The sequence below is a fragment of the Nucisporomicrobium flavum genome (assembly GCF_016464385.1).
Taxonomy (GTDB): Bacteria; Actinomycetota; Actinomycetes; order Mycobacteriales; family Micromonosporaceae; genus Actinoplanes; species Actinoplanes flavus_A.
In genome coordinates this window covers 1-21,741 of sequence record NZ_JADMLH010000002.1, presented here as the reverse complement: position 1 = coordinate 21,741, position 21,741 = coordinate 1, and the positions used below count along the sequence as shown (strand labels likewise).

Annotated in this window: 21 protein-coding genes and 2 tRNA genes; 11 read left to right on the top strand and 12 right to left on the bottom strand. The window is 71.1% G+C overall.

All coding sequences use genetic code 11. The features are described from left to right. Positions 1-6: 6 nt before the first annotated feature. Positions 7-1,182, bottom strand: a complete 1,176-nt coding sequence (locus tag IT780_RS04260) for an FIST signal transduction protein (RefSeq protein WP_199510090.1) — start codon at positions 1,180-1,182, stop codon at positions 7-9. 93 nt (positions 1,183-1,275) lie between these two features. Here IT780_RS04260 and IT780_RS04255 point away from each other — a divergent pair, with 93 nt between their 5' ends. Further along, complete coding sequence (locus IT780_RS04255; protein ID WP_199510089.1) at positions 1,276-1,848, top strand: alpha/beta fold hydrolase; 573 nt, start codon at positions 1,276-1,278, stop codon at positions 1,846-1,848. Here the strand turns inward: IT780_RS04255 and IT780_RS04250 are convergent. From IT780_RS04250 to IT780_RS04240, 3 genes are all read right to left on the bottom strand, one after another. After that, positions 1,839-2,141, bottom strand: coding sequence for a hypothetical protein (locus tag IT780_RS04250; RefSeq protein WP_199510088.1), 303 nt, complete (start codon positions 2,139-2,141; stop codon positions 1,839-1,841). The genes IT780_RS04255 and IT780_RS04250 overlap by 10 nt on opposite strands. Positions 2,142-2,293: 152 nt before the next feature. Continuing rightward, a tRNA-Arg gene (locus tag IT780_RS04245) sits at positions 2,294-2,366 on the bottom strand. Between the two features lie 36 nt (positions 2,367-2,402). Further along, positions 2,403-2,493 (bottom strand) — tRNA-Ser (locus IT780_RS04240). 273 nt (positions 2,494-2,766) lie between these two features. On the opposite strand from IT780_RS04240, the gene IT780_RS04235 reads away from it, so the two are divergent. Together IT780_RS04235 and IT780_RS04230 are read left to right on the top strand one after the other, a co-directional pair. Next, positions 2,767-4,263, top strand: coding sequence for a hypothetical protein (locus IT780_RS04235; protein ID WP_199510087.1), 1,497 nt, complete (start codon positions 2,767-2,769; stop codon positions 4,261-4,263). A gap of 351 nt (positions 4,264-4,614) precedes the next feature. Further along, positions 4,615-5,727 carry a globin domain-containing protein gene (locus tag IT780_RS04230; RefSeq protein ID WP_199510086.1) on the top strand — a complete coding sequence of 371 codons (1,113 nt, stop codon included), beginning with the start codon at positions 4,615-4,617 and terminating at the stop codon, positions 5,725-5,727. A 3-nt stretch (positions 5,728-5,730) separates the two neighbouring features. On the opposite strand, the gene IT780_RS04225 is transcribed toward IT780_RS04230, so the two are convergent. Next, positions 5,731-7,311 (bottom strand): peptide deformylase, encoded by a 1,581-nt coding sequence (locus IT780_RS04225; protein ID WP_199510085.1) that lies wholly within the window; start codon positions 7,309-7,311, stop codon positions 5,731-5,733. A 400-nt stretch (positions 7,312-7,711) separates the two neighbouring features. Between IT780_RS04225 and IT780_RS04220 the strand changes: the two genes are divergently transcribed. Next, on the top strand, positions 7,712-8,434 hold the full coding sequence (locus tag IT780_RS04220) for an IucA/IucC family C-terminal-domain containing protein (protein ID WP_199510759.1): 723 nt from the start codon (positions 7,712-7,714) through the stop codon (positions 8,432-8,434). Positions 8,435-8,495: 61 nt separating this feature from the next. On the opposite strand, the gene IT780_RS04215 is transcribed toward IT780_RS04220, so the two are convergent. Beyond that, the gene (locus IT780_RS04215) at positions 8,496-10,466 is read right to left on the bottom strand and encodes a DUF6311 domain-containing protein (RefSeq protein ID WP_199510758.1); all 1,971 of its coding nucleotides are present in this window, start codon (positions 10,464-10,466) and stop codon (positions 8,496-8,498) included. A gap of 264 nt (positions 10,467-10,730) precedes the next feature. On the opposite strand from IT780_RS04215, the gene IT780_RS04210 reads away from it, so the two are divergent. Continuing rightward, a complete protein-coding gene (locus IT780_RS04210) occupies positions 10,731-11,444 on the top strand; it encodes a class I SAM-dependent methyltransferase (RefSeq protein WP_199510084.1) in 714 nt (237 codons plus the stop codon). A 73-nt stretch (positions 11,445-11,517) separates the two neighbouring features. Here IT780_RS04210 and IT780_RS04205 read toward each other — a convergent pair whose 3' ends face one another. After that, complete coding sequence (locus IT780_RS04205) at positions 11,518-12,048, bottom strand: YbhB/YbcL family Raf kinase inhibitor-like protein (protein ID WP_199510083.1); 531 nt, start codon at positions 12,046-12,048, stop codon at positions 11,518-11,520. A gap of 417 nt (positions 12,049-12,465) precedes the next feature. On the opposite strand from IT780_RS04205, the gene IT780_RS04200 reads away from it, so the two are divergent. Continuing rightward, positions 12,466-13,650, top strand: coding sequence for a GAF domain-containing sensor histidine kinase (locus IT780_RS04200; RefSeq protein WP_199510082.1), 1,185 nt, complete (start codon positions 12,466-12,468; stop codon positions 13,648-13,650). Here IT780_RS04200 and IT780_RS04195 read toward each other — a convergent pair whose 3' ends face one another. Together IT780_RS04195 and IT780_RS41575 are read right to left on the bottom strand one after the other, a co-directional pair. Continuing rightward, a complete protein-coding gene (locus IT780_RS04195) occupies positions 13,651-14,214 on the bottom strand; it encodes a prepilin-type N-terminal cleavage/methylation domain-containing protein (protein WP_199510081.1) in 564 nt (187 codons plus the stop codon). Positions 14,215-14,320: 106 nt separating this feature from the next. Next, positions 14,321-15,223, bottom strand: coding sequence for a C40 family peptidase (locus tag IT780_RS41575; RefSeq protein WP_307831034.1), 903 nt, complete (start codon positions 15,221-15,223; stop codon positions 14,321-14,323). Between the two features lie 222 nt (positions 15,224-15,445). Between IT780_RS41575 and IT780_RS04185 the strand changes: the two genes are divergently transcribed. From IT780_RS04185 to lipB, 3 genes are read left to right on the top strand one after another with little or no spacing between them, the layout of a single operon-like run. After that, positions 15,446-15,787 carry a YciI family protein gene (locus IT780_RS04185; protein ID WP_199510080.1) on the top strand — a complete coding sequence of 114 codons (342 nt, stop codon included), beginning with the start codon at positions 15,446-15,448 and terminating at the stop codon, positions 15,785-15,787. Further along, entirely contained in the window at positions 15,775-16,986 is a 1,212-nt protein-coding gene (locus tag IT780_RS04180) for an RNA polymerase sigma factor (RefSeq protein ID WP_199510756.1), read from the top strand. The genes IT780_RS04185 and IT780_RS04180 overlap by 13 nt, the downstream gene beginning before the upstream one ends. Continuing rightward, positions 16,964-17,620 carry a lipoyl(octanoyl) transferase LipB gene (gene lipB / locus IT780_RS04175; protein ID WP_199510079.1) on the top strand — a complete coding sequence of 219 codons (657 nt, stop codon included), beginning with the start codon at positions 16,964-16,966 and terminating at the stop codon, positions 17,618-17,620. Before IT780_RS04180 ends, lipB begins: the two co-directional genes overlap by 23 nt. Here lipB and IT780_RS42980 read toward each other — a convergent pair. Continuing rightward, positions 17,583-18,194 (bottom strand): antibiotic biosynthesis monooxygenase, encoded by a 612-nt coding sequence (locus IT780_RS42980; protein ID WP_199510078.1) that lies wholly within the window; start codon positions 18,192-18,194, stop codon positions 17,583-17,585. The genes lipB and IT780_RS42980 overlap by 38 nt on opposite strands. Positions 18,195-18,196: 2 nt before the next feature. Next, complete coding sequence (locus tag IT780_RS04165; RefSeq protein WP_199510077.1) at positions 18,197-18,943, bottom strand: NADPH-dependent FMN reductase; 747 nt, start codon at positions 18,941-18,943, stop codon at positions 18,197-18,199. A gap of 58 nt (positions 18,944-19,001) precedes the next feature. On the opposite strand from IT780_RS04165, the gene soxR reads away from it, so the two are divergent. Further along, positions 19,002-19,433, top strand: a complete 432-nt coding sequence (gene soxR / locus IT780_RS04160; RefSeq protein WP_199510076.1) for a redox-sensitive transcriptional activator SoxR — start codon at positions 19,002-19,004, stop codon at positions 19,431-19,433. Between the two features lie 116 nt (positions 19,434-19,549). Continuing rightward, on the top strand, positions 19,550-20,269 hold the full coding sequence (locus IT780_RS04155) for a hypothetical protein (protein ID WP_199510075.1): 720 nt from the start codon (positions 19,550-19,552) through the stop codon (positions 20,267-20,269). Positions 20,270-20,497: 228 nt separating this feature from the next. Here the strand turns inward: IT780_RS04155 and IT780_RS04150 are convergent, their stop codons facing one another. Continuing rightward, positions 20,498-21,472 (bottom strand): NAD(P)H-quinone oxidoreductase, encoded by a 975-nt coding sequence (locus tag IT780_RS04150; protein ID WP_199510074.1) that lies wholly within the window; start codon positions 21,470-21,472, stop codon positions 20,498-20,500. Positions 21,473-21,741: the final 269 nt, after the last annotated feature.

The following is a 21,741-nucleotide window of genomic DNA, read 5'->3' as shown; positions in this document are numbered from 1 at the left end:
GGTGCCCTACAGCGCGATGGCGGTGAGGGTGGCGTTGTGGTACCCGGCGACGCCGTTGCTCCGGGCGAACTCGCCGTACGTGTAATAGCCGAAGGTGGCGACCTGGCCCGCGGCCTTGTGCAGCCGGGCCGCCTCCTCGGCGGCCCGGTCACCGAGCAGGTCGCTGCGGGCGATGCAGCTGAACACGAGCATGACCGCGGGGTCGGCGATGCCGTCCAGCGCTTCCTCCACCACCTGTTCGCTGGCCGTCAGCAGGTCGTCCTGGTCGGCGGAGACGATCTGCACCGCGCAGTACTCGGGCAGCGGCACGAAGGTCCGCAGCACCCCGTCCTGACCGACGAAGCCGCCGCGGATCAGCTGGGTGCCGTCGGGCTCGATGAGACCGAACGAGTGCCCCGTGTGCCACCCCTCATAGGTGCCCTCGAAGTACTCGGAGCGGGCCGACGCGTCCCGGGCGACCGCCTCGTTGAAGACGTCGGCGGCCGGGCGGCCGTCGATCTCCTCGACCGCCATCCCGTCCACCTTCGTGACCAGCATCGGCAGCGTCTGCGGCTGCCAGCCGTGCCCGGCGACAACCCGCAGCGGACGGTCGGAACCGATCCAGACGGCCACGGCGGCGTCGCGCAGGGCCCGATCACCGAAGAACACGTACGCGCCGGAGAACGTCCGGTCGTCTCCCGCAGCGCCGCCGACCACCGGTACGCGTGCACCGGTGACCCGGTACATCCCGGCGAGCAGGCTCTGCATGTCGCCCGCCATGCCGTCGGCCAGCACCATCAGCGCGCTGTGCGGCGTGGTGTCACCGCCGGCCGCGTCCAGCGCCCGGCGTGCGAGCTCCCGCCCTGACCCCGCGATGTCCGCGCCGATCCCGCTGACCTCGGCGGTGCCGAACCGGTACACGCCCGAACCCAGCACCATCACGCTCACCCCGGAACTCGGTGGCAGGTACTCGCCCTCGATGAGCTGCCCGGAGGAACTGGCCCCGACCAGGGGAACGTCCCCGGTGACGCCACGGACGGCGGCGAGCAGCTCGTCGAACGCGTACCGGATGGACGCGTACACGATCACCAGACCGGGCTCGACCCCGCCGAGCCCGGACACGGCAGCGCGAGCGGCCTCGGCACCGGCGACGGCGGCGTCGTCCGAACAGCTGGACCCGGACCCCACAGACAAACGTTCCATGCCGCTGCCATCGGTGACCGGCCCGGCGAGGTGAGCGATTCGCGGCGCCGGCAACCGACCTGAACCTGGCGCTGCCTCAGTAGGGTCGTCGGCATGGCTGACGCGGTGGTGATCCCCGGCGGTCGGTTCGGACCGTACGCCCCTCTCCTCATGTACGCCGGAGACGTGGCGGAACAGCGCGGGGCGACGATCCATCGACATTCATGGTCGCGGGAGTTCCCGCCGCACGACCAACCCGAGATCGAGAGCTGGGTCGCCGGTGAGATCGGTCCCGTCATCGACGCCGCCGGCGCCGCCCCGCTGCTGATCGGCAAATCGCTCGGCACCAACGCGGCATCGCTCGCAGCGGAAAAGTCCCTGCCCGCAGTGTGGCTGACGCCGTTGCTGACGTTCCCCTGGGTGGCAGACGCCCTGAGCCGAGCAACGGCGCCGTCCCTGCTGGTCGGCGGCACAGCCGACGAGGTCTGGGACGGCAACCTGGCCCGCCGGCTGTCACCTCACGTGCTGGAAGTGGAAGGCGCAAACCACGGAATGTACGTACCGGGCCCGCTGACGGAGTCGGTCGCGGTACTGGGCCAGGTCGTGGCCGCCATCGAGGATTTCCTCGACGCCATCGGGTGGCCGGGCTGGAAGCGAGCGGCTCGTCCCGCCGCGAGTCAGTGGTAGTAAGCATGCGCCGTTGCCGGCGGCCCGCCGACGCGGGCGTATCCGCGCAGGATCGAGGCAACCACCTGACTCAACAACCTCTGGTTCACCCCATCAGCCGCCCCGGTGAGGTCCCCGCTGACCACGTCGAGCACCAGGTCCCCGATCGGCCGCCCGCCGGCGTCGGCCGGGCGGAACCTGCGCGTCGCCACCTCGAAAGCCACGAAGCCCGCGTCCTGGTCGGCTTCCCATCGGTACAGGACGTGGTCACCGGTCAGATCGCCGTGGGCCCAGATCCCGATCGAGGCGGTCATCGCAGCACCCTCCGTCCATCGGCAGCCTTCGGCCGGCGCGAGCCGACCCGGCGACTCAGCCGAGGCAATGTCACGACCGATGAATACGATCCGTGAATGCGAGAAAGACCCCCGCCCATGCCGTTTCGGCTGGTGGAGGCCTTCTCGAGAAGTGCGCCCGAAGGGACTCGAACCCCTAACCTTCTGATCCGTAGTCAGATGCTCTATCCATTGAGCTACGGGCGCTCGGTGCTTCGCCAGCATACACACCGGCTTCACACGCGGAGACTCCGGGATTCGAACCCGGGAGGGGGTATAAGCCCCCAACCGCATTAGCAGTGCGGCGCCATAGACCAGACTAGGCGAAGTCTCCTCGGTGGCTTGCAGGCCACCGACGGTTGAGGATACCGGACCCTCCGACGGCCCGGCAAAGAGGTTCGCCCCTCAGCGCGCCGCCCCGGCGGACCAGGCCAGATGCGCCCCGGAGCCCGGCCCGGCCCGGCCCCGCCGGCCCGACCTCGAGACCCGCGGGACGGGGCGGTCGATCAAGCCGCGCGGGCCCGCTCGAATCCGGAACATACGAATCGATCGGCCACACCGCTTTCCAGCAGGTGAAACCGTCGCGGTCAGGATAGGCTCCGACGGCATGGAGGAGAACCAGCCGCCGCGGCGTCGCCCGCGGACGCCCCGGGCCGCGTTCAGCACGCCTGACCAGCAGGAATCCTCCGCGCCGCCGGCCCGGAAACCGCCGGCCACGCCGCCGCCGATCACGTTCCGGCCACCGGGTCCCACGGTTGATCGAGGGAAGAGTACGGCCACAGACCACCCAACCGCAGACGAGTCCACCCAGGTCAACGGCTCGACACCGCCCGCACCACCGCGCCGGCAGCAGCCCGCCGCGAGGCGCAACCCGGCGAACCAGCCGCCGGCCAAGCGCACGCCCAGCGGCGGAAGCGGCGCGACCGACGGCCCGGCCAAGAAGGCAGCCCCGGCCAAGGCAGTGACGAACCCCACGCCTGCCAGGAAGTCGGCAGCCGCGAAGAAGGCGGGCCCGGCCAAGAAGGTGACCCCGGAGGCCAGCGCAGACACGCCCGTGAAGAAGGCCGTGAAGGCGACTCCTGCCAGGAAGACCGCGCCGCTCAAGCACGCCCTGAAAGCAGCCGCCGCCGAGGTGGCCCCCGCGCTCGTCGAGCCCGACATGACGACGGTCCCCGACGAGGGGACCACCCCCGAGGAGCAGGCGACCGCCACTGTTCCATCTGCGGATGAGGCCACACCGGCGAGCGCTCCCGCAACGCCGGCGACGACCGCTCCGGCGAGCGCCCCGGCCACGTCGGCGACGATCGCTCCGGCGACCACCGCACCGGCCACGAGCGCTCCCGCAACGCCGGCGACGACCGCTCCGGCGACCACCGCGCCGGGGCCGACCGCTCCGGTGAGGACCGCCGTTGCGGCGGGCGGTCCGGCCGAGTCCTCCGCGGCGACTTCCGGTGTCCCGGCTCAGAGCCGCCCCGTCGAGTCCGCCACCCACACCGAGGCTTGGGCGCGCCTGATCGCCGACCCCGGTCACTCCCCCGAGCTCCTCGCGCTCGCCGCCGTGCAGACGCTCGGTCCGCAGGCGCAGGAGTGGGCGGACCGGATGCGGGACGCGTACCCGGGTGCGACGCCGGACGGACTCGCCCGGCTGGCTGCACAGCAGTTCGTGCGGTTCGGCACCGTGGGCAGCGTTTTTGGCGCCGTCGCCGGTTCGTACGCTCCGCTCACGCTGCTGGGGGCCGCCGCGCTGGCGCATGCCGAGCTTTCGCTGCATGTCGCCGCCGCTTACGGCGTTGATCCGGCCGACCCGGCGCGGGCCGCCGACCTGCTGCTTCTCACCCGGGTGCATCCCACCCGGGAGGATGCGGAGGCCGCTCTGACCGCTGCGCGGGAGCATTCGTACGAGGGTGCCGGCGGCGTCACGGATGCGCTCTGGCGTCTGGGCCGGATGGTGGCCGTCCACGCCGGCGCCTGGACGGTGCTGCGCGGGCTCAATCGGTTCTTCCCGGGCGCGAGCCTGCTCACGGCGGTACTGACCAGCCGAGCCGCAGCCGGCACGGTGGCTGCCCGGGCGACCCTGTTCTACCGGACGGCCGCAGCGGCATAACGGGACCGCGGAAAGCCGACCGCCCGAAGACACAGGGCGATCGGCCACGGAAAGCCGACCAGCCGCGGACAGTGCGATCGGTCGCAGACAGTGCGATCGGGCCGGACGAGGCGCTCGGCCGCGACGGGAGTCGGCGCCCCCGACGGGAGTCGGCGCCCGCGACGGGAGTCGGCGGCCGCGACCGAGCCGCGCGGGACAGCGAGGAGCGCCGATCACCCCGTGCCACCCGCCCATAGGTCGACATAATTGCGGCGTATCGGGCAAGCAGCACGCCGACTGTCGGTAATCTGTTCCGCCCGCGTCGCACCTTGCGTGCGATGCATCAGCGTCTTCCCTGCTCACGCTTAGGGCATGGGAGACCTCGCGCGTTTGCTCAAGGAGAGCTGGAGCCTCGTCGAGGAGCATCAGGACAAGGTCGCCGGGTATTTCTACGCTCGGATCTTCCTCTCGCATCCCGATCTCCGGGAGCTCTTCCCCGTCCACATGGACGTGCAGCGGGCGCGACTGCTGGGGGCGATCGTCACCGCGGTGCAGACGCTGGAGGATCCCGAGCGGTTCGACGACTATCTACGCTCGCTGGGGCGTGATCATCGCAAGTTCCACGTGGAACCGAAGCACTACGAGGTCGTGGGCGGCGCGCTGATCGAGGCGATGCGGCATTACGCCGGGGAGCAGTGGGGGATCGAGTACGACCAGGCGTGGGCCGACGCGTACGCGGTGATCGCCTCGAAGATGATGGCCGGCGCCGAGGCGGACACGAACCCGCCGTTCTGGTACGCCGAGGTCACCTCGCACGAACGCCGGGGGCACGACATAGCGGTCTTCACCGTGAAGCCGATGCAGCCGCTGGAGTTCCGCGCCGGGCAGTACCTGAGCCTGGAGTGCCCCCGCTTCCAGCCGCGGTTGTGGCGCACCTACTCACCGGCGAACGCGCCGCGGCGGGACAACTCGATCGAGTTCCACGTACGCGCGGTCGGCGCCGGCTGGGTCTCCAGCGCGCTGGTGCGCCGCCTGCAGGTCGGCGACATGCTTCGCCTGGCGGCGCCGATGGGGTCGATGAACCTGGACCGGCGGTCAACCCGCGACGCGGTGTTCGTGGCCGGCGGTACGGGTCTCGCACCCGTGAAATCCCTGCTGGAGGAGCTGACGCGCTACAACCGTACGCGGTGGGTGCATGTGTTCTTCGGCGCCCGTACCCGCGACGACCTGTACGACCTGGCCGCCCTCAACCGCCTCGCCGCCCGCTACCCGTGGCTGTCGGTGGTGACCGCGTGCAGCGACGATCCGACGTTCCCCGGTGAGCAGGGCAACATCTCGGACGTCGTCGGGCGGTACGGCCCGTGGAACGAGCATGACTTCTTCGTGTCCGGCTCCGGGCCGATGGTGCGGGCGACGCTCAAGACGCTCGCCGAACTTCAGGTCCCGTCGATCCGCGTCAAGTACGACAGCTTCTCCGAGGCCTGAGGGTCAGTACGCCCAGGGCCGCCCGGTCTGGCCGTACTCCTCGACCGGCACCAGCGTCGCGTCGGCGGCCATGCGGTCCACGTACAGCCGGCCCTCGAGGTGGTCGATCTCGTGGCTGACCAGCCGGGCCATCGCGCGCTCGAACGACGTGATCACCCGGGTCCCATCGAAGCGGGCGTGTTCCACGTCGACACGCAGCGGCCGCCGGACCAGGCCCCGGTAGTCGAAGAACGACAGGCAGCCCTCGTACTGTTCGTCGGTGTCGCCGGACTCGTCGACGACCCGCGGGTTGAGCAGCACGACCGGTTCGGCACCGCGTTCGGGCGGGCGGACGACGGCCGCCGCGGCGGCCAGGCCGATCTGCGGGGCGGCGAGGCCGACGCCCTTGCTGAAGTCGTGTACGCCCTCGAGCCGGTCCAGCGTGGTCCGCAGCGCGTCGACGGCTTCGCGGGCGGCCGCCTCTTCCCGGGGCAGCTGGAAGTGCCGGGCGCGCTGGCGCAGCAGGTCCGCGCCGCGTTGGACGATGCCGATTCCGCGCATCCGCTGGCTCGCTCTCAGCTCGTGACCGTTGGTGGCCCGCTGGGGTGCGTCCCCGTGCGGGGCCGCCGCAGCTTCCGGTCTCGGGACTGCGTCGTCGCCGGCGGTGGGTGCGGACTGCCCGCGGAACCGCCACTCGAGGCGGTACCGGGCGTTGAGCAGGGGCGCGTCGGTCGACCATTCGAAGACGGCGCGCTCGTCGTCGTTGTGGCGTTCGAGGGGCGTACGGACCGGCACCTCGGCGGCGAGGGACGTCTCGACGCCCCACACCTGCGGTTCGAACTCGACCGGGAAGTCCAGCCGTACGGTGAGGTTGCGGGTGGGCAGGCGGACCGCCCGCTGGAACCACTGGCCCCATTTCTCCTCGCCGACCGTGTACGCGTAGTCGATCGTCGTCCGTTCGCCCGGGTAGAGCGGGAACTGGCCGTGGTCGTTGGCGAAGAGCAGCCAGACCTCCTTGGCGGCGTCCCGGTCGAGCTTGAGCCGCCAGTGCATCGGCTCCGCCGCGTCGCCCTCGCCGGCGACCGCGTGCAGGTCCATCTCGTCGAAGCTGAGCGGGTGCGTCCGGTGGTGGCGGTTGGAGCCGGCGGGGTCGTGCGGGTAACGGTCGACCGCGATCTTCACCAGGTAGCGGGTTACGGGCTCGACGCCGGCGTTGTAGAGCGCCCGGCGGATCCGGCACCGGTACGCCCCCTGCGTGTACGTGAGCTCGGCCACCTCACGCTCGACGATGAGTCCGGTGCCGGGTGGCATCCACTGGACGGGTACCGGCGGGTCGCGGTGCAGCGTGGCGCCGCGGGCGTGCCGCAGCTCGTCGTACTCCTGGAATCTCTGCCAGATGGCACCGCCGGCGGCCAGGACCGCCTCGGCGCGCCGGGCGAAGTCCTCGGTGGGCTTGTGCCGGCGGCCTTCGACGTGGCTGACGTAGGAGGGGTCGAAGCCCATCCGGGCGGCGAGTTGCTTCTTCGTCATCCCGCGCTCGACCCGCCACTGCGCGAGCGCCGTCACGAACTGGTCGGCGGCCCTCTCGACAGGCGAGGTGGTCATCACGGATGTCCCCTTTGCGACAGGAATTTCAGTGTCCATGTCTTCCGGTGTCCGCATGGGGCTAGTAGCGCGTTGCCGACAGATACCTTGACGACTCCGGCAACGGCGCAGCGTTCCGTTAGGTGACCCTTGCTAGGGGTATTCGTGCAGAAGAACACCCGGTCCGGGCGCCCAGGGGGTGGCATGGTTAGGCTAGCCTTAACGGGGTACGGTGAGTGACCCGGAGCTTGAGCGCCGACAGCTCCCGGTTCAAGGACAGCGAGGTGAGCACGGTGATCCAGCGGAGTCCCTGCTCCCCCGGGCCCGGCGGCAGCCGGTGACGACCACCCTGGACCACGCCCCCGGTCACGCTTCGTTCGCCGACTCGCCCCTGGCACCCGTCACGGCGAGCCTGCGCGCGATGTTCGGCACGTCCACCCAGCTTCCCGGCCTGGCCCCCGATCTCCTGATCCGCGACACCGCCGGCTGGGTGCCCTCGGCCGAGCTGGCCGGCAGCACCCTCGACATCCTTCTGGAGTCGTCGAAGCACCGCTGGCAGGCGCAGCCGCACGCCGCCGCCGCGCTGGCCTGGAAGGCGTACACGTACTGGCTGGCGCTGCCCGCCGTGCTGGGCTGGGCGTCCGCGCGCCGGGTGCCGCTGCTGACCGGCACGGACGTGCTGATGCACTTCAACGACCCGCGGCCGCTCGTCACGCTCGGCCTGCACCCGGACATCACCGTGGCGGTCCTGCCGTCGGACCCGCTCGCGCTCAGCGGCCTGCCCGAGGTACGCGTCGTGGCGGACGAGGCCGCGCTCCTGGAGGAGCTGCGCCGCTCGCTGCTGGATCAGCACCTCACGCCGCTGCTCGACGCCATCCACGCGAAGGTACGGCTGGGCAAGCGCACGCTGATGGGCTCGCTGGCGTCCGGGGTCGCGTACGCGGTCCTGCGCTCGGCCGACGTCATGCCGGGCTCGTCCGCCCGGACCATCGACACCCTGCTCACCACACTCGGCGTGGAGGACCTCATCGAGCTGGTCCCGGGCCGCGCCGGCAAGCTGGACGTGCAGCGCAAGACGTGCTGCCTCGCGTTCACGCTGCCGAAGCCCAAGGTGTGCATGGGCTGCTGCATCAAGCAGGCCTAAGCCCACCTGAACGACAAAATGCCGGCGCGGGAAGCCCGCGCCGGCATCGCTGTGCCGGACCTCAGCCCAGCGTCGCCTTCGGGTCGTCCACCAGGTTCCGCACGTCCCACACCCACGCGCCGCCGGTCCAGGTGGGCTGGAAGCCGAGCAGGTCGGTCATCGCGCGGAGCATCTCGATGTCGCGCACCTGCGGCGTGAGCACGATGACGCCGGCCTTCCAGTAGCGCAGGTCCGCCAGGGTCATCTCGCGCCGGGTGTCGGTGATCTCCGGGATCGGGTTGCCCTGCTTGATCGACGTCATCAGCCCGCTGGTCGGCCGCCACGGCGGCGAGAACAGCGCGGTCCGGTCGCTCGGGTCGAGCGGGTTCTGGCTGGGCAGCAACGCGTACGCGCTGGCGATGCGCATGTCGAGCCCGGTGTACGCGCTCCAGCGCAGCGGGTCCGGGTACGTGCTGTCGGGCAGGGGCAGCGACACCATCGTGTGGTTGTCGTCCACGTACTGCTGCCAGGCGCCGGACGTGACGAACTCGGGGACCGGGTCCATCTTCACGGTCTCGAGCGGGGTCGGCGCGAGCGGCACCAGCGCCATCGCGACCGCCGTGATCATCGCGACCCGGACCGGGCCCCGTGCGCCCGGCTGGGCCTTCATCAGGTCCGAGGCCTTCTGGCAGCCGAGCGCGAGGATGATGCCGACGACCGGTGCGATCGCCATGGCCCAGCGGGTCGGCACGGCCGAGTTGAGCACCGGCACGCTGTGCAGCAGCGACCAGATGCCGGAGACGCCGGTGTCCACGCCGTTGAGGCGGACCTGCGGGCCGAGCGACATCGCGCCGAACAGCAGGGCGACCCCGGCCAGCGTCAGGACGGCGGCGCTGCGGCGCATCCACGCCACCAGGCCGAAGAAGAGGATCACCAGGCCCCAGCCGAAGAACGCGTTCTGCTCGGAGGCGTTCTGGGCGAGGCGCGCCGCGGTCTCGCTGTTACCGGCGATCGAGCGCTGCGCGTACGCGGTGAAGGATCCCAGGTCGGCCCCGAAGTAGCGGACGAACTCGGGCAGCCCGTGGTAGCTCTGCGGCCCGAAGAACTGCACACACAGCGGGTACGCCAGCAGCGCCACCGTGACGGCCGCCGCGATGCCGAGGCCGCGCAGGAACGTCAGCGCCTCGGTACGCCCGCCGCGGCGCCGGACGAGCCCCATCACCACGCAGAAGACGCCCAGTCCCACCGCGGTCATGAACAGGACCTCGAGGTTGATGAACGCCTGCCAGACCAGCAGGCCCGCGAGGGCGAGGCCGTTGCGGACCACCCGGCCGGGCGTCCGGAGCGCGAGGGTGCGCCAGATGATCAGCGGAACCAGGAACTGCGAGACGATGTTCGGGTGGCCGCCGGCGTGCGAGATCATGCTCGGCGCGAAGGTGGCAACGAGGGCGCCGACCCACGCCGCGAGCCGAGATGCCACGAAGTGGCGAGAGAGCACCAAATACCACGAGATACCGGTGAGTGCCAACGCGAGGGTGAGAAACGCGTTGAACGCCACATGCGGCCCGAAGATGGCAGTGACGGGCGTCATCGGCAGCGAAACTGCCAACACCGAGGTGTTGGCCATCATGTTCACCCCATCGGGGTAATTCATGCGATCCGAGAAGAACGGATAAACGCCATCCGTGAGCACGCGTGCACCGTGCGCCAACATCCACTCAAAAAATGCTTGGTCCTGTGGATCGTCGCGCAACTCATGATCAAGGTTGAGCCACAACGGAGCTGTGACGAAGAGCGCTACCGCAATGAACGAGGTAATCGCGAGCGCATCTCGCCAGGTGAGAGAACGCCACCAGCGGCGCCGCGGCGTGACCTGCGACTCACCGGCGGGTGCCGTGCGATCTGCGGGTATGACGGAGATCGGCGCGGCGGCGACCTCGCTTTCCAGCGCGATCAGCTCCGCATCCAGGTCGTCGGCGGCGGCCTCGCGGGGCGGCGGCAGAAGGTTCCCGCCGGGCGAGTGGCCTGTCGAGTCAATACCCGTAATCGTCATAGCATCGGCGAGCCTAACCGAGGTTGGTAACAGTGTTGTGACGGGCGGCCCATGCGTGATCGAGCCGATATGAAGGCATGTTTTAGACGCGGTCGGCACCCGTCGGGCATGATGGGTATCGACCCCGGCTACCCGCCGGGCAATGTCTCAATCAGGCAAAAATAGAGCGCCCACCCCCTGCTCAACTTTCGGCAGGACGCACCGGATGGTTAACTCTTCCGGTCCCGCTGTCAGCTCGGATCGGCAAGACGAGGGAACCTACTTATGGCAGACATCACTGGAGACCAGCGGATCCAGTCCGAAGTGCTCGAAGGCCTCGCCATGGCGGTGAACCACCGTCGGTGGTTCGTCGAGCTCGCGCTCCCCTACCTGGGGGAGAACCCGATCGAGATCGGCAGCGGTCTCGGCGACTACGCCCTGGAGTGGGCGGAGCACGTTCCGCACTTCACGGCCACCGAGGCGGACCCGGACCGGCTCGTGCAGCTCAAGGAGCGCCTGGCCGACCACACCAACATCGACGTGCGGCAGATGCTGCTGCCCGCGGCCGACGCCGCCGGTGAGTACAGCGCCGCGGTGTCGTACAACGTGCTCGAGCACATCGAGGACCACGTCGGCGCCCTGCGCAGCATGGCCGAGCTGGTCCGCCCCGGCGGCCGGGTCATCCTCATCGTGCCGGCGTTCATGTTCGCGATGAGCCAGGTCGACATCGCGACGGGGCACATCCGCCGCTACACCAAGAAGACGATGCGCGCCGCCATGACCGAGGCGGGCCTCACCATCGAGAAGCTGCACTACGCGAACGCGCTCGGCCTCATCGGCTACTACGGCGCGACGAGCATCTTCAAGCTGGCCCCGAAGGAGGGCCCGATGGTGAAGGTGTACGACAGCGTGGTGCTGCCGATCACCAAGGCCGCGGAGAAGATCGTGAAGCCGCCGTTCGGCCAGTCGGTCTTCGTGGTCGCCAAGGTCCCCGGCTGACCCCACCCTCAGCAGCGAACGACGAAGCCCGCCGGGTCGATCGACCTGGCGGGCTTTCGCGTGCGGCGGATCCTCAGCCCTTGACCTGGTACGTCGGGCGGATCGTCGCCCGGGCCAGGGTGTGGAACGCGAGGTTGAAGCCCACGTACGCCGGCGTCGCGTCCGCGCCGACCTCGAGACTGTCGACGTCCAGGGCGTGCACCGCGAAGACGTACCGGTGCGGGCGGTCACCCGGCGGCGGGGCGGCACCGCCGTACCCGGCCTCGCCGTAGTCGTTACGGATCGTGAACGCTCCCTCGGGGAGCGGGTCGATGCCGCGCGGCAGGTCGGTCACCGACTTCGGCAGGTTCACCAGCACCCAGTGCCAGAAACCGCTGCCGGTCGGCGCGTCCGGATCGAAGCAGGTCACCACGAAGCCGCGGGTCTCCGCCGGGAATCCGGACCAGGCGAGCTGCGGGGAGAGGTTCTTGCCACCGACGCTGGTGTGCACGTACAGCTCGTCGAGCGGCTGCCCGTCGGCCAGGTCCGTGCTGGTCACCGTGAAGGACGGCACCGGCGGCAGGAGGTCGTACGGATCCGGTGCTTCGGCGCGCTCCAGGCTCATACTCGTTGTCCTTCCAGCTGTGCTCGGTCCGAGTCAGACTGCCCAGGTGCAGCCGAGAGTAACCGGCGGACATGTCAGCGGCCTTTCGAGCTGATGACCTGCGCCGAGGAAATTGAACAAACGCACAGCTGGTGCGCGTCAAATCGCTTGACGGGGGCAATAGTTGTGTCAGACATCCGACCGGGTGTGAGCGGCAGGAGATCCCCGCGCCCGGTGGTGATCGGTCGTCCGGCAACGACGCCGCGGCCAGCAAGTCGGCGCCTGTCCCACGGGACGGGCGCCGACTGCCGTCCGGCCACCGATCGCCCGGACGCCGCCACCGCCCGCCGCGCGATGCGTCCCCGCCGCCCGCGCCAAGCCCTGTCGCACCGCGCAAACCGGCCCTGACCAGGGTGCGGCGATGAGACGATCACTGTCGTGAGAGCTCCGCTGCCGGACGACGAGGCCGCCCGTCTCGCCGCCCTGCACGATGCCCAGGTCCTCGATACGCCCGCCGAGGACGACTTCGACGACATCGCCATGCTCGCCTCGGAGATCTGCGCGACCCCCGTGGGGATGGTGACGTTCGTCGACCGGGACCGGCAGTGGGTGAAGGCCGCCGCCGGGGTGGACCGGGGCGAGGTCGGCGGCGGGCTCCCGTACTGCTTCCGGGTGGTGGAGGGCCGGCAGATGGTGGAGGTGCCGGACACCGGCCCGGGCACCCCGGCCCTCGCGGGTCACGAGGTCCGGTTCTATGCGGGTGCGCCCGTCGTCCTCGGCGGGAATCATTCGATCGGCACGGTGTGCGTGGTCGACCGACGGCCTCGGGAGCTGACCGAGGAGCAGCGTCGCGCCCTGCGCAGCCTCGCCCGGCACGCGTCCGTGCAGCTGGAGCTGCGCCGGTACGCCCGGCACGCCGGCGAGATCGTGGACCGGCTGCGCCAGCTCGACCGGATGAAGGACTCGTTCCTCGCCTCGGTCAGCCACGAGCTGCGCACGCCGCTGTCCGCCATCCGGGGCTACCTGGAGATGCTGCTCGACGACGACTTCGACGCGGAGACCTCGCACCGGTTCCTGACCGTCATGCAGCGCAACTCCGACCGGCTGCTGCGGCTCATCGACGACCTGCTCACCGTCGCGCGGCTCAGCGACGAGAGCGTGGAGCTGGACCTGACCGAGATCGACCTGGCCGAGCTGGTGCACCACGTCACGCTGTCGTGCCGGCCGCTGGCCGAGCACCGCGAGGTCAAGCTGCGCATCCGCTGCGCCGAGCCGGTGCCCGCCCGGGGCGACGCCAAGCGGCTGGGCCAGGCCCTCAACCACCTGATCATGAACGCGATCAAGTTCACCGCGGCCGGCGGGGAGATCTCGGTGACCACCACCGCCGGCGACGAACCCGAGGTCGTGATCACCGACACCGGGGTGGGCATCCCGGCGGACGAGCTGCCGCACGTCTTCGACCGCTTCTTCCGCAGCGCGACGGCGGACGCCATGGCGACGCCGGGGCCCGGCCTGGGGCTGGCGATCGTCCGCTCGATCATCGACGCCCACCACGGCAGCATCCACGTGGCGAGCGAGCCCGGCATCGGCACGACCGTCCGGATCATCCTGTCGAAACCCTGATCAGGGGGTACGGCCGGCCGCGCAGTAATCGTTCCCGCTGCTGCGATCGGTGTTGAGCGCGGTGAAGGTGGCCTGGTTGCCCTCCCCCTGCCGGCGCAAATCGATCCGCAGGCGCTGGTGCCCGAGCGAGTCGTCCGGTGGCACGTACGTGAACGGCCGGGCCAGGGTGAGCCCTGAGGCGAGCGGCTTCCACCCCGTCGGGCTGATCCCGCTCCCGCCGTACGCCCAGGTCCGCTGGGAGAGCACCCCACCCACGACCCGCAGCTGGACGCAGACCTCGTGCGTCCCCTGGATGGTGAGGAAGTCGACGGCGGAGGCGCCGGTGGCCGGCGTCGACGAGACGCCCCGGGCGTAACGCACCTCGCGGTCGAGCCGCTGGAGCACGAGCCCGAGCTCCGCCTGCGCCGCCGACCGGGCATCGACCTCGCCGGCCGACCGGTACATCGAGACGATCCCCGCGGTGGCGACCGACATCACGACCACCATGACGGTCATCGCGACGAGCAGCTCGATCAAGGTGAAGCCCTCGTCGCCGGCACGCGTCGACGCGGACTTGCTCCCCATGACCGTCGTTATCGGCACCGCCGGACGGGATCCGAGCACCTCACCGGCCGAACCTGCGCCAGGCCGTCGTTCCGGCCCGGCGCCATGATCAAACCGAACCCTGCGGTCAGAGCCGTTCGATGTGCAGGCCGGCGTACATCCTGCGGTAGACCACGCCGGTGCGCGGGTTGCCGGCGTCGATCATCATGCCGCCGCCCATGTAGATGCCCACGTGCCCCGCGCCGACGACCAGGTCGCCGGGCCGGGCCGCGGACCGGGAGATCGAGCGGGCCCGAGCCGCCTGCGCTCCCGACGAGTGCGGCAGGTTGATCCCGGCGCGGGCGTACGCGCGCTTGGTGAAGCCCGAGCAGTCGAACGCGTTCGGGCCCTCCGCGCCCGCCGAGTAGCGCTTGCCGACCTGGGCCCGGGCGAAGGCGATCACCGCGGACATCCCCGCCGGCACGCTGCGGCGCGTGCGCTGCTTCACGCGATGCCTCACCGCGTGGCGCGCGGGACTCACGTGGGCCCGGCGCTCGCCCTGCACCCGGCGCGCGGAGGCCCGGCGCGGGGAGGCCCGGCGCGCGGGGGCCCGGCGCTCGGCTCCGGTGGCCTGCACGCGCCCTTCGGCGAGGGCGCGCCGGTGCTGGGCCGCGACGCGGGCCTCACGCTGAGCGATCGCGCGGCGCTGGGCGGCCGCGCGGAGTTCGGCCGCGCGGCGGGACTTCTCTGCCCGCCGTACGGTCGCGATCTGACGGTGTGCCGCACGCAGCGCGATCGCGGCAGGGCGCGTGGCCGATCGGCGGGCCGCGGTCCGGGAAGCCACCCGGTCACGGGAGCGGGCCTGCAGCGTCGCGTCGGCCACCGCGGCGGGGGCGACGGCGAGGACCGGGGTGGGCCGCGCCTCGGCGGCGATGTGGACGGGTTCGAGGGCCGGTGCGCTCACGGCCAGCGCCAGGGCGCCGGCGGCCAGCACGCGGCCGGTGGTCGGACGGGACAGCAGGAGCCTCCGAACTCGGCCCGGGGCACTCACGCGCATCCCAGCCGGGCGGAGGCGTCGCTGCCGCCGACCGGTTCGTCACCCGTCGAGCGGCGACAATGGGAACCCGGACGTATTGGTCATTCCGCCGACCATGCCAACACACATTCGCCATCGGGTCCGGCGGAATTGGCAAAATCCATCCCGGGCCGCTGTCGAGATCGGGGGACCGCCGTTCGTGTAGGGCGTGAAAGCAGTTCTTCCAGGGAGGTAGTTGTGAAGACGTACCTGCTCAGCCTGTATCAGCCCGACGGGCCGGCGCCGTCGCCGGAGTTCCTGGAACCGATCATGCGCGGGCTCGCCGAGCTCACCCGGGAAATGCACGACACCGGAGCATTCGTGTTCACGGCCGGCCTGTGCCCGCCCGACACGGCGACGGTGGTTCGCGTACGCGACGACGACACCCTGCTGACCGACGGCCCTTTCACCGAGGGCAAGGAACACCTCGGCGGCTTCACTGTCGTCCGGGCGCCCGACCTCGATGGCGCGCTGGAGTGGGGCCGGCGGATGGCGGCGATCACCACGCTGCCGGTGGAGGTCCGGCCATTCCAGGGTTGACCGAGATCTACCGCGCGGAGTACGGGCGCGCGGTGGCCGTCCTGACCCGCTTCCTCGGCGACCTCGACCTCGCCGAGGAGGCGGTGCAGGACGCCTTCACCGTCGCGGCCGACCGCTGGCCGCGCGAGGGCACGCCGCCCAGCCCGGCCGGCTGGATCATCACGACCGCCCGGAACCGGGCCGTCGACCGCCTCCGCCGGGAGGCGGCCCGCGGCGCGAAGGAGGCGGAAGCCCTCCGGCTGCACGCCGGCCGGACGTCCGAGGAGGATGACCTCTTGCGGCTCATCTTCACCTGCTGCCACCCCGCCTTGCGCCGGGAAGCGCAGGTCGCCCTCACCCTGCGGCTCGTCGGCGGGCTCACCACCGGCGAGATCGCGCGCGCCTTCCTCGTGCCGGAGGCCACGATGGCGCAGCGGATCGTGCGGGCCAAGGCCAAGATCCGCGACGCGGGCATCCCGTACCGGGTGCCGGGCGAGGCGGAGTTGCCGGACCGGCTGCGACCGGTTCTGGCCGTGCTCTACCTGATCTTCAATGAGGGGTACGCGGCCAGCACCGGCCCCGCCCTCGTCCGCGACGACCTGTGCGCCGAGGCGATCCGGCTCACCCGGATGCTGGCGGCCCTGATGCCGGACGAGCCGGAGGTGTCCGGCCTGCTGGCGCTGCAACTGCTCATCGCCGCCCGCCGGCCCGCACGCACCACTGTGGACGGCGAGCTGATCCGCCTCGGCGACCAGGACCGGGCCCGGTGGGACGCCGCGCTGATCGCCGAGGGCCAGCGGCTCGTGCGGGCGTGTGTGCGGCGAGGCCAACCGGGTGCGTACCAGCTCCAGGCGGCGATCAACGCGGTGCACAGCGCCGCACCGACCGCCGCGGCCACCGACTGGCCCGCGATCCTGCAGCTGTACGACCAGCTCATGGCCCTCACCCCGACACCGGTCGTCGCGCTGAACCACGCCGTCGCGGTCGCCGAGGTCACCGGTGCTGCGTCGGCGCTGGAGATTGTCGACGGGCTCGACCTCGACCGGTACCACGTCTTCCACGCCGTCCGCGCCGACCTCCTCCGCCGGCTCGGACGGGCACCCGAGGCGGCGCTCGAGTACGAGCGTGCGGCGGAACTCACGCAGAACGAGGCCGAGCGCCGCCACCTGCTGGCCCGCGGCGGCGCAGACTGGGGTGATGGAACGAGTCGACCTCAATGAGGTTCCGTACGAGGACGCCATGCGGCGGATGGCCGGCTGGGTCGAGGAGCGCCGGTCCGGGGCCGCGCCGGACCGGCTCTTCCTGCTCAGCCACCCGCCGGTGATCACGTACGGGCACACGACACCCGTCACCGAACTGCCCGACAACCTGTCCCGCATCCCGGCGGTCGAGGCCGACCGCGGCGGCCACGCGACCTACCACGGCCCCGGCCAGCTCGTCGGCTACCTGGTGCTCAACCTGCGCGAACGCGGCCCCGGCGACGTGGTCCGCTGGTTGGAGAACGGCCTGATCGCGGCGCTGCGGGACCTCGGGTTCGAGACCGTGCGCCGGGACACGCCGAAGGGGTCACCCAGCCTCGTCGGCGTCTGGACCCCGGACGGCCGCAAGCTCGTCTCCATCGGCATGCGCATCCGCGGCGGCGTGACCAGCCACGGCTTCGCCCTCAACATCGACCCGGACCTGTCGGTCTTCGACTCGTTCGTCGCGTGCAGCCTCACCGATGTGGCGATGACGTCGCTGCGCCAGCTCGCCACGCAGCAGGACATCCCGATGCCGGACGAGGCCGCGGTCCGCGACGCCATCGCGCTCCACCTGGTCAAGGAGTCAGGGTCGCGTACAGGTGGAAACGGGTGACGCTCTGCGGGCGTACCCCCGGCATTGTCTGGACCTTGTCCCACAACGGCCCGGAGGAGATCCCGCGACCGGTCGCCGCGACGGCCCAGCGGTGGGCCTCCGCGCTCTCCCACTCGGCGTAGTTCAGCACGCGGGTGCCGTCGGTGCTGATGTGGAAGAACGCGCCGATGCCGCCGGCGGGCAGATTCCCGTCGTGTGCCAGCGCATCGAAAACCGCGTCGACCCAGGTGCGGGAGAGATCGGCACCGTCCGTGTCGACGCGCACGACGACGAACGCGCCGGGAACGCCGGGTTTCCGCGAGCCGCGATACAGCTGGTATTCCACGAGATCGCGCCGGACGATGCCGGGCAGGTCGCGCTCCACCGGCCGGTCCGTCCACTGTGAGTAGTCCCGGATGAGGTCGCCGTCGGCATCACAATAGATCGAGTACGAAAGCAGGCCTTCCGGCCACGGCTCGGCCCTCCTCGCATCGACCGCGGCCGACGCGGCCAGGTCGCGCGCCTGCCACTCACCCGAGAGGACAAACCGGGCATCGTCTCGCGCAGGGTCCGGAATCCGGTCACTGATCTGCACTTTCAGGCTCCCATCGGGTACGGGCGCAGCACGCGGGCGTCCCTCAAGGTGTGCCCCCACCAGGCCAGCCCGTCGAGCATCCGCCCCGCCGCGACGGTGCTGCCGGGGTCGACAGGAAGCCCGTCCCCGCCGAAACACTGCCGGGCGCCGTGGAAGCTGACGGTGTCCCGCACGGTGACGGCATGCAACTCGGCGAAAACGGGGCGCAGGTGTTCGACCGCGCGCAGACCACCGGACAGTCCCCCGTACGAGACGAAGGCGACCGGCTTGGCCCGCCACTCGCTGAAGTGACCGTCGATGATGGCCTTCAGCGGGGCGGGATAGCTGTGGTTGTACTCGGGCGTGACAACGACGAAGGCGTCGGCCAGCCCGAGCGCCTCCGTCACGGTCGCGGGGCCGGCTGGGGCGGCGCCGGCGTTGCCGCTGCCGGCTTCGTCGGCCCGGACGCGGTCGGCTGCGTCAGCCGGGACGCTGTCGGCTTCGTCGGCCCGGACGCGGTCGGCTGCGTCAGCCGGGACGCGGTCGGCTGCGTCAGCCGGGACGCTCTCGGCTTCGTCGGCCCGGACGCTCTCGGCTTTGTCGGCCCGGACGCGGTGGGTGAGGGCGGGTGCGACCGGGTCGATGAGGTCGGCTTTCAGGTCGGATCGCCGGCTGATCAGGCCGGCGATCCAGGCGGCGACGGTCGGCCCGAACCGGCCCTCCCGGGTGCTGCCGACGATGACTGCTACGCGAAGCGGCGTGGTGTCCATGCCCGGGACGCTAGAACCCAAACTAATGTTGAGGTCAAGCGACGAAGGGGCACGGGAGATGGAGCTCACGGTCGGCCAGCTCGCGGCCCGCAGCGGCGTGTCGGTGTCCGCGCTGCACTTCTTCGAGCGGCAGGGCCTCATCACGAGTACGCGCACCGCCGGCAACCAGCGCCGCTATCGCCGTGACGCGCTGCGCCGGGTCGCGTTCATCCGCATCGCCCAGCGGGTCGGCATCCCACTCAAGGACGTAGCTGCGGTCCTCGCTGTGCTGCCGGAGAACCGCACCCCGACGCGGGAGGACTGGGCCCGGGTGTCGGCGTGCTGGCAGGCCGAACTCGACCGGCGGATGCGCCACCTGCAGCAGCTGCGCGACGACTTCACCGGCTGCGTGGGTTGCGGCTGCATGTCGATCGACCGCTGCCCGCTCATCAACCCGGGCGACGAATTGGGCCGACTGGGTGCGGGTCCCCGCCGCTTGATCGACAACTGACCCCATTCGGACGAACCGGACACGGTGGTCTTCTTTCGGCGTTCTCGACGGCCCCGCCTGCGGCTGGGACACTTCGGACATACCACTGTGAACCATTCCGAAAGGCCACCCGTTTCATGCGCCGCAACCCGTCCCTGTTCCTGACCCTGCTCACCGCCGCCACCGCGCTCGCCGCCACCATGGCCGCCCCGGCCCAGGCCGCCCCGGCCCAGGCCGCCCCGAGTGCGCAGGTCGCGGTCAAGATGACCTTCAACGCGACCCCCGAGCCGGCGCTCAAGGGCTCCACCGTCACCCTCACCGGCCGCGTCTGGGTCGGCGCGACCGGCAACCGCGGCAGGGTCAGCTTCTACTTCCGCAAGGCCGGCACCATGTCGACCGCCTTCACCTACCGCGGCTACGCGACCACGACGGACGCCGGCACCTTCACCCGCCGCTACGTCGCCGACACCACGGGCACCTGGAAGGCGGTCTTCGCCGCCACCACGGCCCGCAAGAACGCCGCCCGCCTCGACGCCGTCCAGGTCGTGCAGCGCCGCTCCAAGCTGATCTCCGACTGGCAGGGCACGTCCAGCACCTGGCAGAGCCCGACGCTGCGGGTGCCGACCAAGGACTACAAGGTGATCGCGAACTACACGTGCGAGGAGGACGGCTTCCTCTTCGTCGCGTGGAACGGCAACCCGTCCGGCTACGAGTCGGCGAACGCCTCCACGTCCGCGGGCACGGTGACGCTGAACGGCCACGCCGGGGCGCGTACGGGCTACTTCGACGTGAGCACGTGGATCAACTGCAGCTGGCGGGTGCGGGTCTTCTCCGGCATCGAAAACGTGCAGGTCTGAACCTCCTCACAGAACGACGCCGGCCGGTCGGCTCGGGCAACCGGGGCCGGCCGGCCGCTCGCTCTTCCGGGCGCCCGATCGCCCGGCGGCCAGGCGTGCGGCTCGAGCGAGTCGCGCGGCGCGCGGCCCGGCCGGTCGGGCCGCGCAGCCCGACCCGGTCGCTCGGCGCGGCTCAGCGCGGCTCGGCTCGGCCAGCCCGGCTTTGGAGGGCCGCGTGGGCCGAACCGCTTACGGGAGCAGCACGATCTTGCCCAGGTGGTCGCTCGCTTCCATCAGGCGGTGGGCGTCCGCGGCGTCGCGCATCGGGATGGTGCGGTCGATGATCGGGCGGATGGCGCCTGCGTCCACGAGTGGCCAGACCTGGTCTCGCACGCCGCGGACGATGCGGGACTTGTCTCGGACCGGGCGGGCTCGCAGCGTTGTCGCGGCGACCGTGCCGCGTTTTGCCATGAGGGCGCCGAAGTCGAGCTCGCCCTTGCGGCCGCCCTGCATGCCGATCGTGACGATGTGGCCGTCCGTGGCGAGCGCCTCGATGTTCCGGGGCAGGTATTTCGCGCCGATGATGTCGAGGATCACGTCGGCGCCGTGGCCCTCGGTGAAGTCGCGGGTCGCCTGGACGAAGTCGCCGGTGGTGTAGTCGACGGCGAGGTCGGCGCCGAGCGCCAGCAGCTGCTCGTGTTTCGCCTCGCGGGCGGTCACGATGACGGTGGCGCCGAGCGCCTTGCCGAGCTGGATCGCGAAGGTGCCGATGCCGCCGCCACCGCCGTGCACCAGCAGGGTCTGGCCCTTGCGGAGGCGGGCGATGTCCACGACGTTGGACCAGACCGTGCAGGCGACCTCGGGCAACGCCGCCGCCTCCTGCAGCGACATGCCCTGCGGCACCGGGAGCAGCTGGCCGGCCGGCACGGCGACGCGCTCGGCGTAGCCGCCGCCCGCCAGCAGGGCGCAGACCCGCTCACCCACGTGGTGGCCGGTCACGTCGGGCGCGGTCGCGGCGATCACGCCGGAGCATTCGAGGCCGGGGTACGGCGGGGCGCCGGGCGGCGGCGGATAGTGGCCCTGTCGCTGCATCACGTCGGCGCGGTTGACGGCCGCGGCCGTGACCTCGACGACAACCTCCCCGGGGCCGGGCTCGGGATCCGGGACCTCGGCCCAGACGAGCGCCTCGGGTCCGCCCGGCTTCTCGATCGTGATGGCGTGCATGGGATGAGCTTGCCCCAGGGGTGTGACAGAAAACGGGATGGCCTTCAGTCCGGTTGTGGGTGGCGGCGGGGTGGTTGGACGGGGAGAGGGCCCACGGGTGGCACCCACCGCCACCCGCGAGCCCTCTCGTCCGAGGCCGGCCCTAAGGCGTGTTTCATAAGCCCCGCCGAGATCTGAAGTTGCGGCGTGGCGGTGGTCGATAACTGAAGAGGTCTCCGGTATCTGGTTCTGCGACCAAGCAAGAACTTCATACCGGAGACCTCGTGGCC

Coding starts and splice junctions, on each gene's coding strand:
- IT780_RS04260 (WP_199510090.1), bottom strand. CDS start 1,182: ATGGAACGTTTGTCTGTGGGGTCCGGGTCCAGCTGTTCGGACGACGCC.
- IT780_RS04255 (WP_199510089.1), top strand. CDS start 1,276: ATGGCTGACGCGGTGGTGATCCCCGGCGGTCGGTTCGGACCGTACGCC.
- IT780_RS04250 (WP_199510088.1), bottom strand. CDS start 2,141: ATGACCGCCTCGATCGGGATCTGGGCCCACGGCGATCTGACCGGTGAC.
- IT780_RS04235 (WP_199510087.1), top strand. CDS start 2,767: ATGGAGGAGAACCAGCCGCCGCGGCGTCGCCCGCGGACGCCCCGGGCC.
- IT780_RS04230 (WP_199510086.1), top strand. CDS start 4,615: ATGGGAGACCTCGCGCGTTTGCTCAAGGAGAGCTGGAGCCTCGTCGAG.
- IT780_RS04225 (WP_199510085.1), bottom strand. CDS start 7,311: ATGACCACCTCGCCTGTCGAGAGGGCCGCCGACCAGTTCGTGACGGCG.
- IT780_RS04220 (WP_199510759.1), top strand. CDS start 7,712: ATGTTCGGCACGTCCACCCAGCTTCCCGGCCTGGCCCCCGATCTCCTG.
- IT780_RS04215 (WP_199510758.1), bottom strand. CDS start 10,466: ATGACGATTACGGGTATTGACTCGACAGGCCACTCGCCCGGCGGGAAC.
- IT780_RS04210 (WP_199510084.1), top strand. CDS start 10,731: ATGGCAGACATCACTGGAGACCAGCGGATCCAGTCCGAAGTGCTCGAA.
- IT780_RS04205 (WP_199510083.1), bottom strand. CDS start 12,048: ATGAGCCTGGAGCGCGCCGAAGCACCGGATCCGTACGACCTCCTGCCG.
- IT780_RS04195 (WP_199510081.1), bottom strand. CDS start 14,214: ATGGGGAGCAAGTCCGCGTCGACGCGTGCCGGCGACGAGGGCTTCACC.
- lipB (WP_199510079.1), top strand. CDS start 16,964: ATGGAACGAGTCGACCTCAATGAGGTTCCGTACGAGGACGCCATGCGG.
- IT780_RS04165 (WP_199510077.1), bottom strand. CDS start 18,943: ATGGACACCACGCCGCTTCGCGTAGCAGTCATCGTCGGCAGCACCCGG.
- soxR (WP_199510076.1), top strand. CDS start 19,002: ATGGAGCTCACGGTCGGCCAGCTCGCGGCCCGCAGCGGCGTGTCGGTG.
- IT780_RS04155 (WP_199510075.1), top strand. CDS start 19,550: ATGCGCCGCAACCCGTCCCTGTTCCTGACCCTGCTCACCGCCGCCACC.
- IT780_RS04150 (WP_199510074.1), bottom strand. CDS start 21,472: ATGCACGCCATCACGATCGAGAAGCCGGGCGGACCCGAGGCGCTCGTC.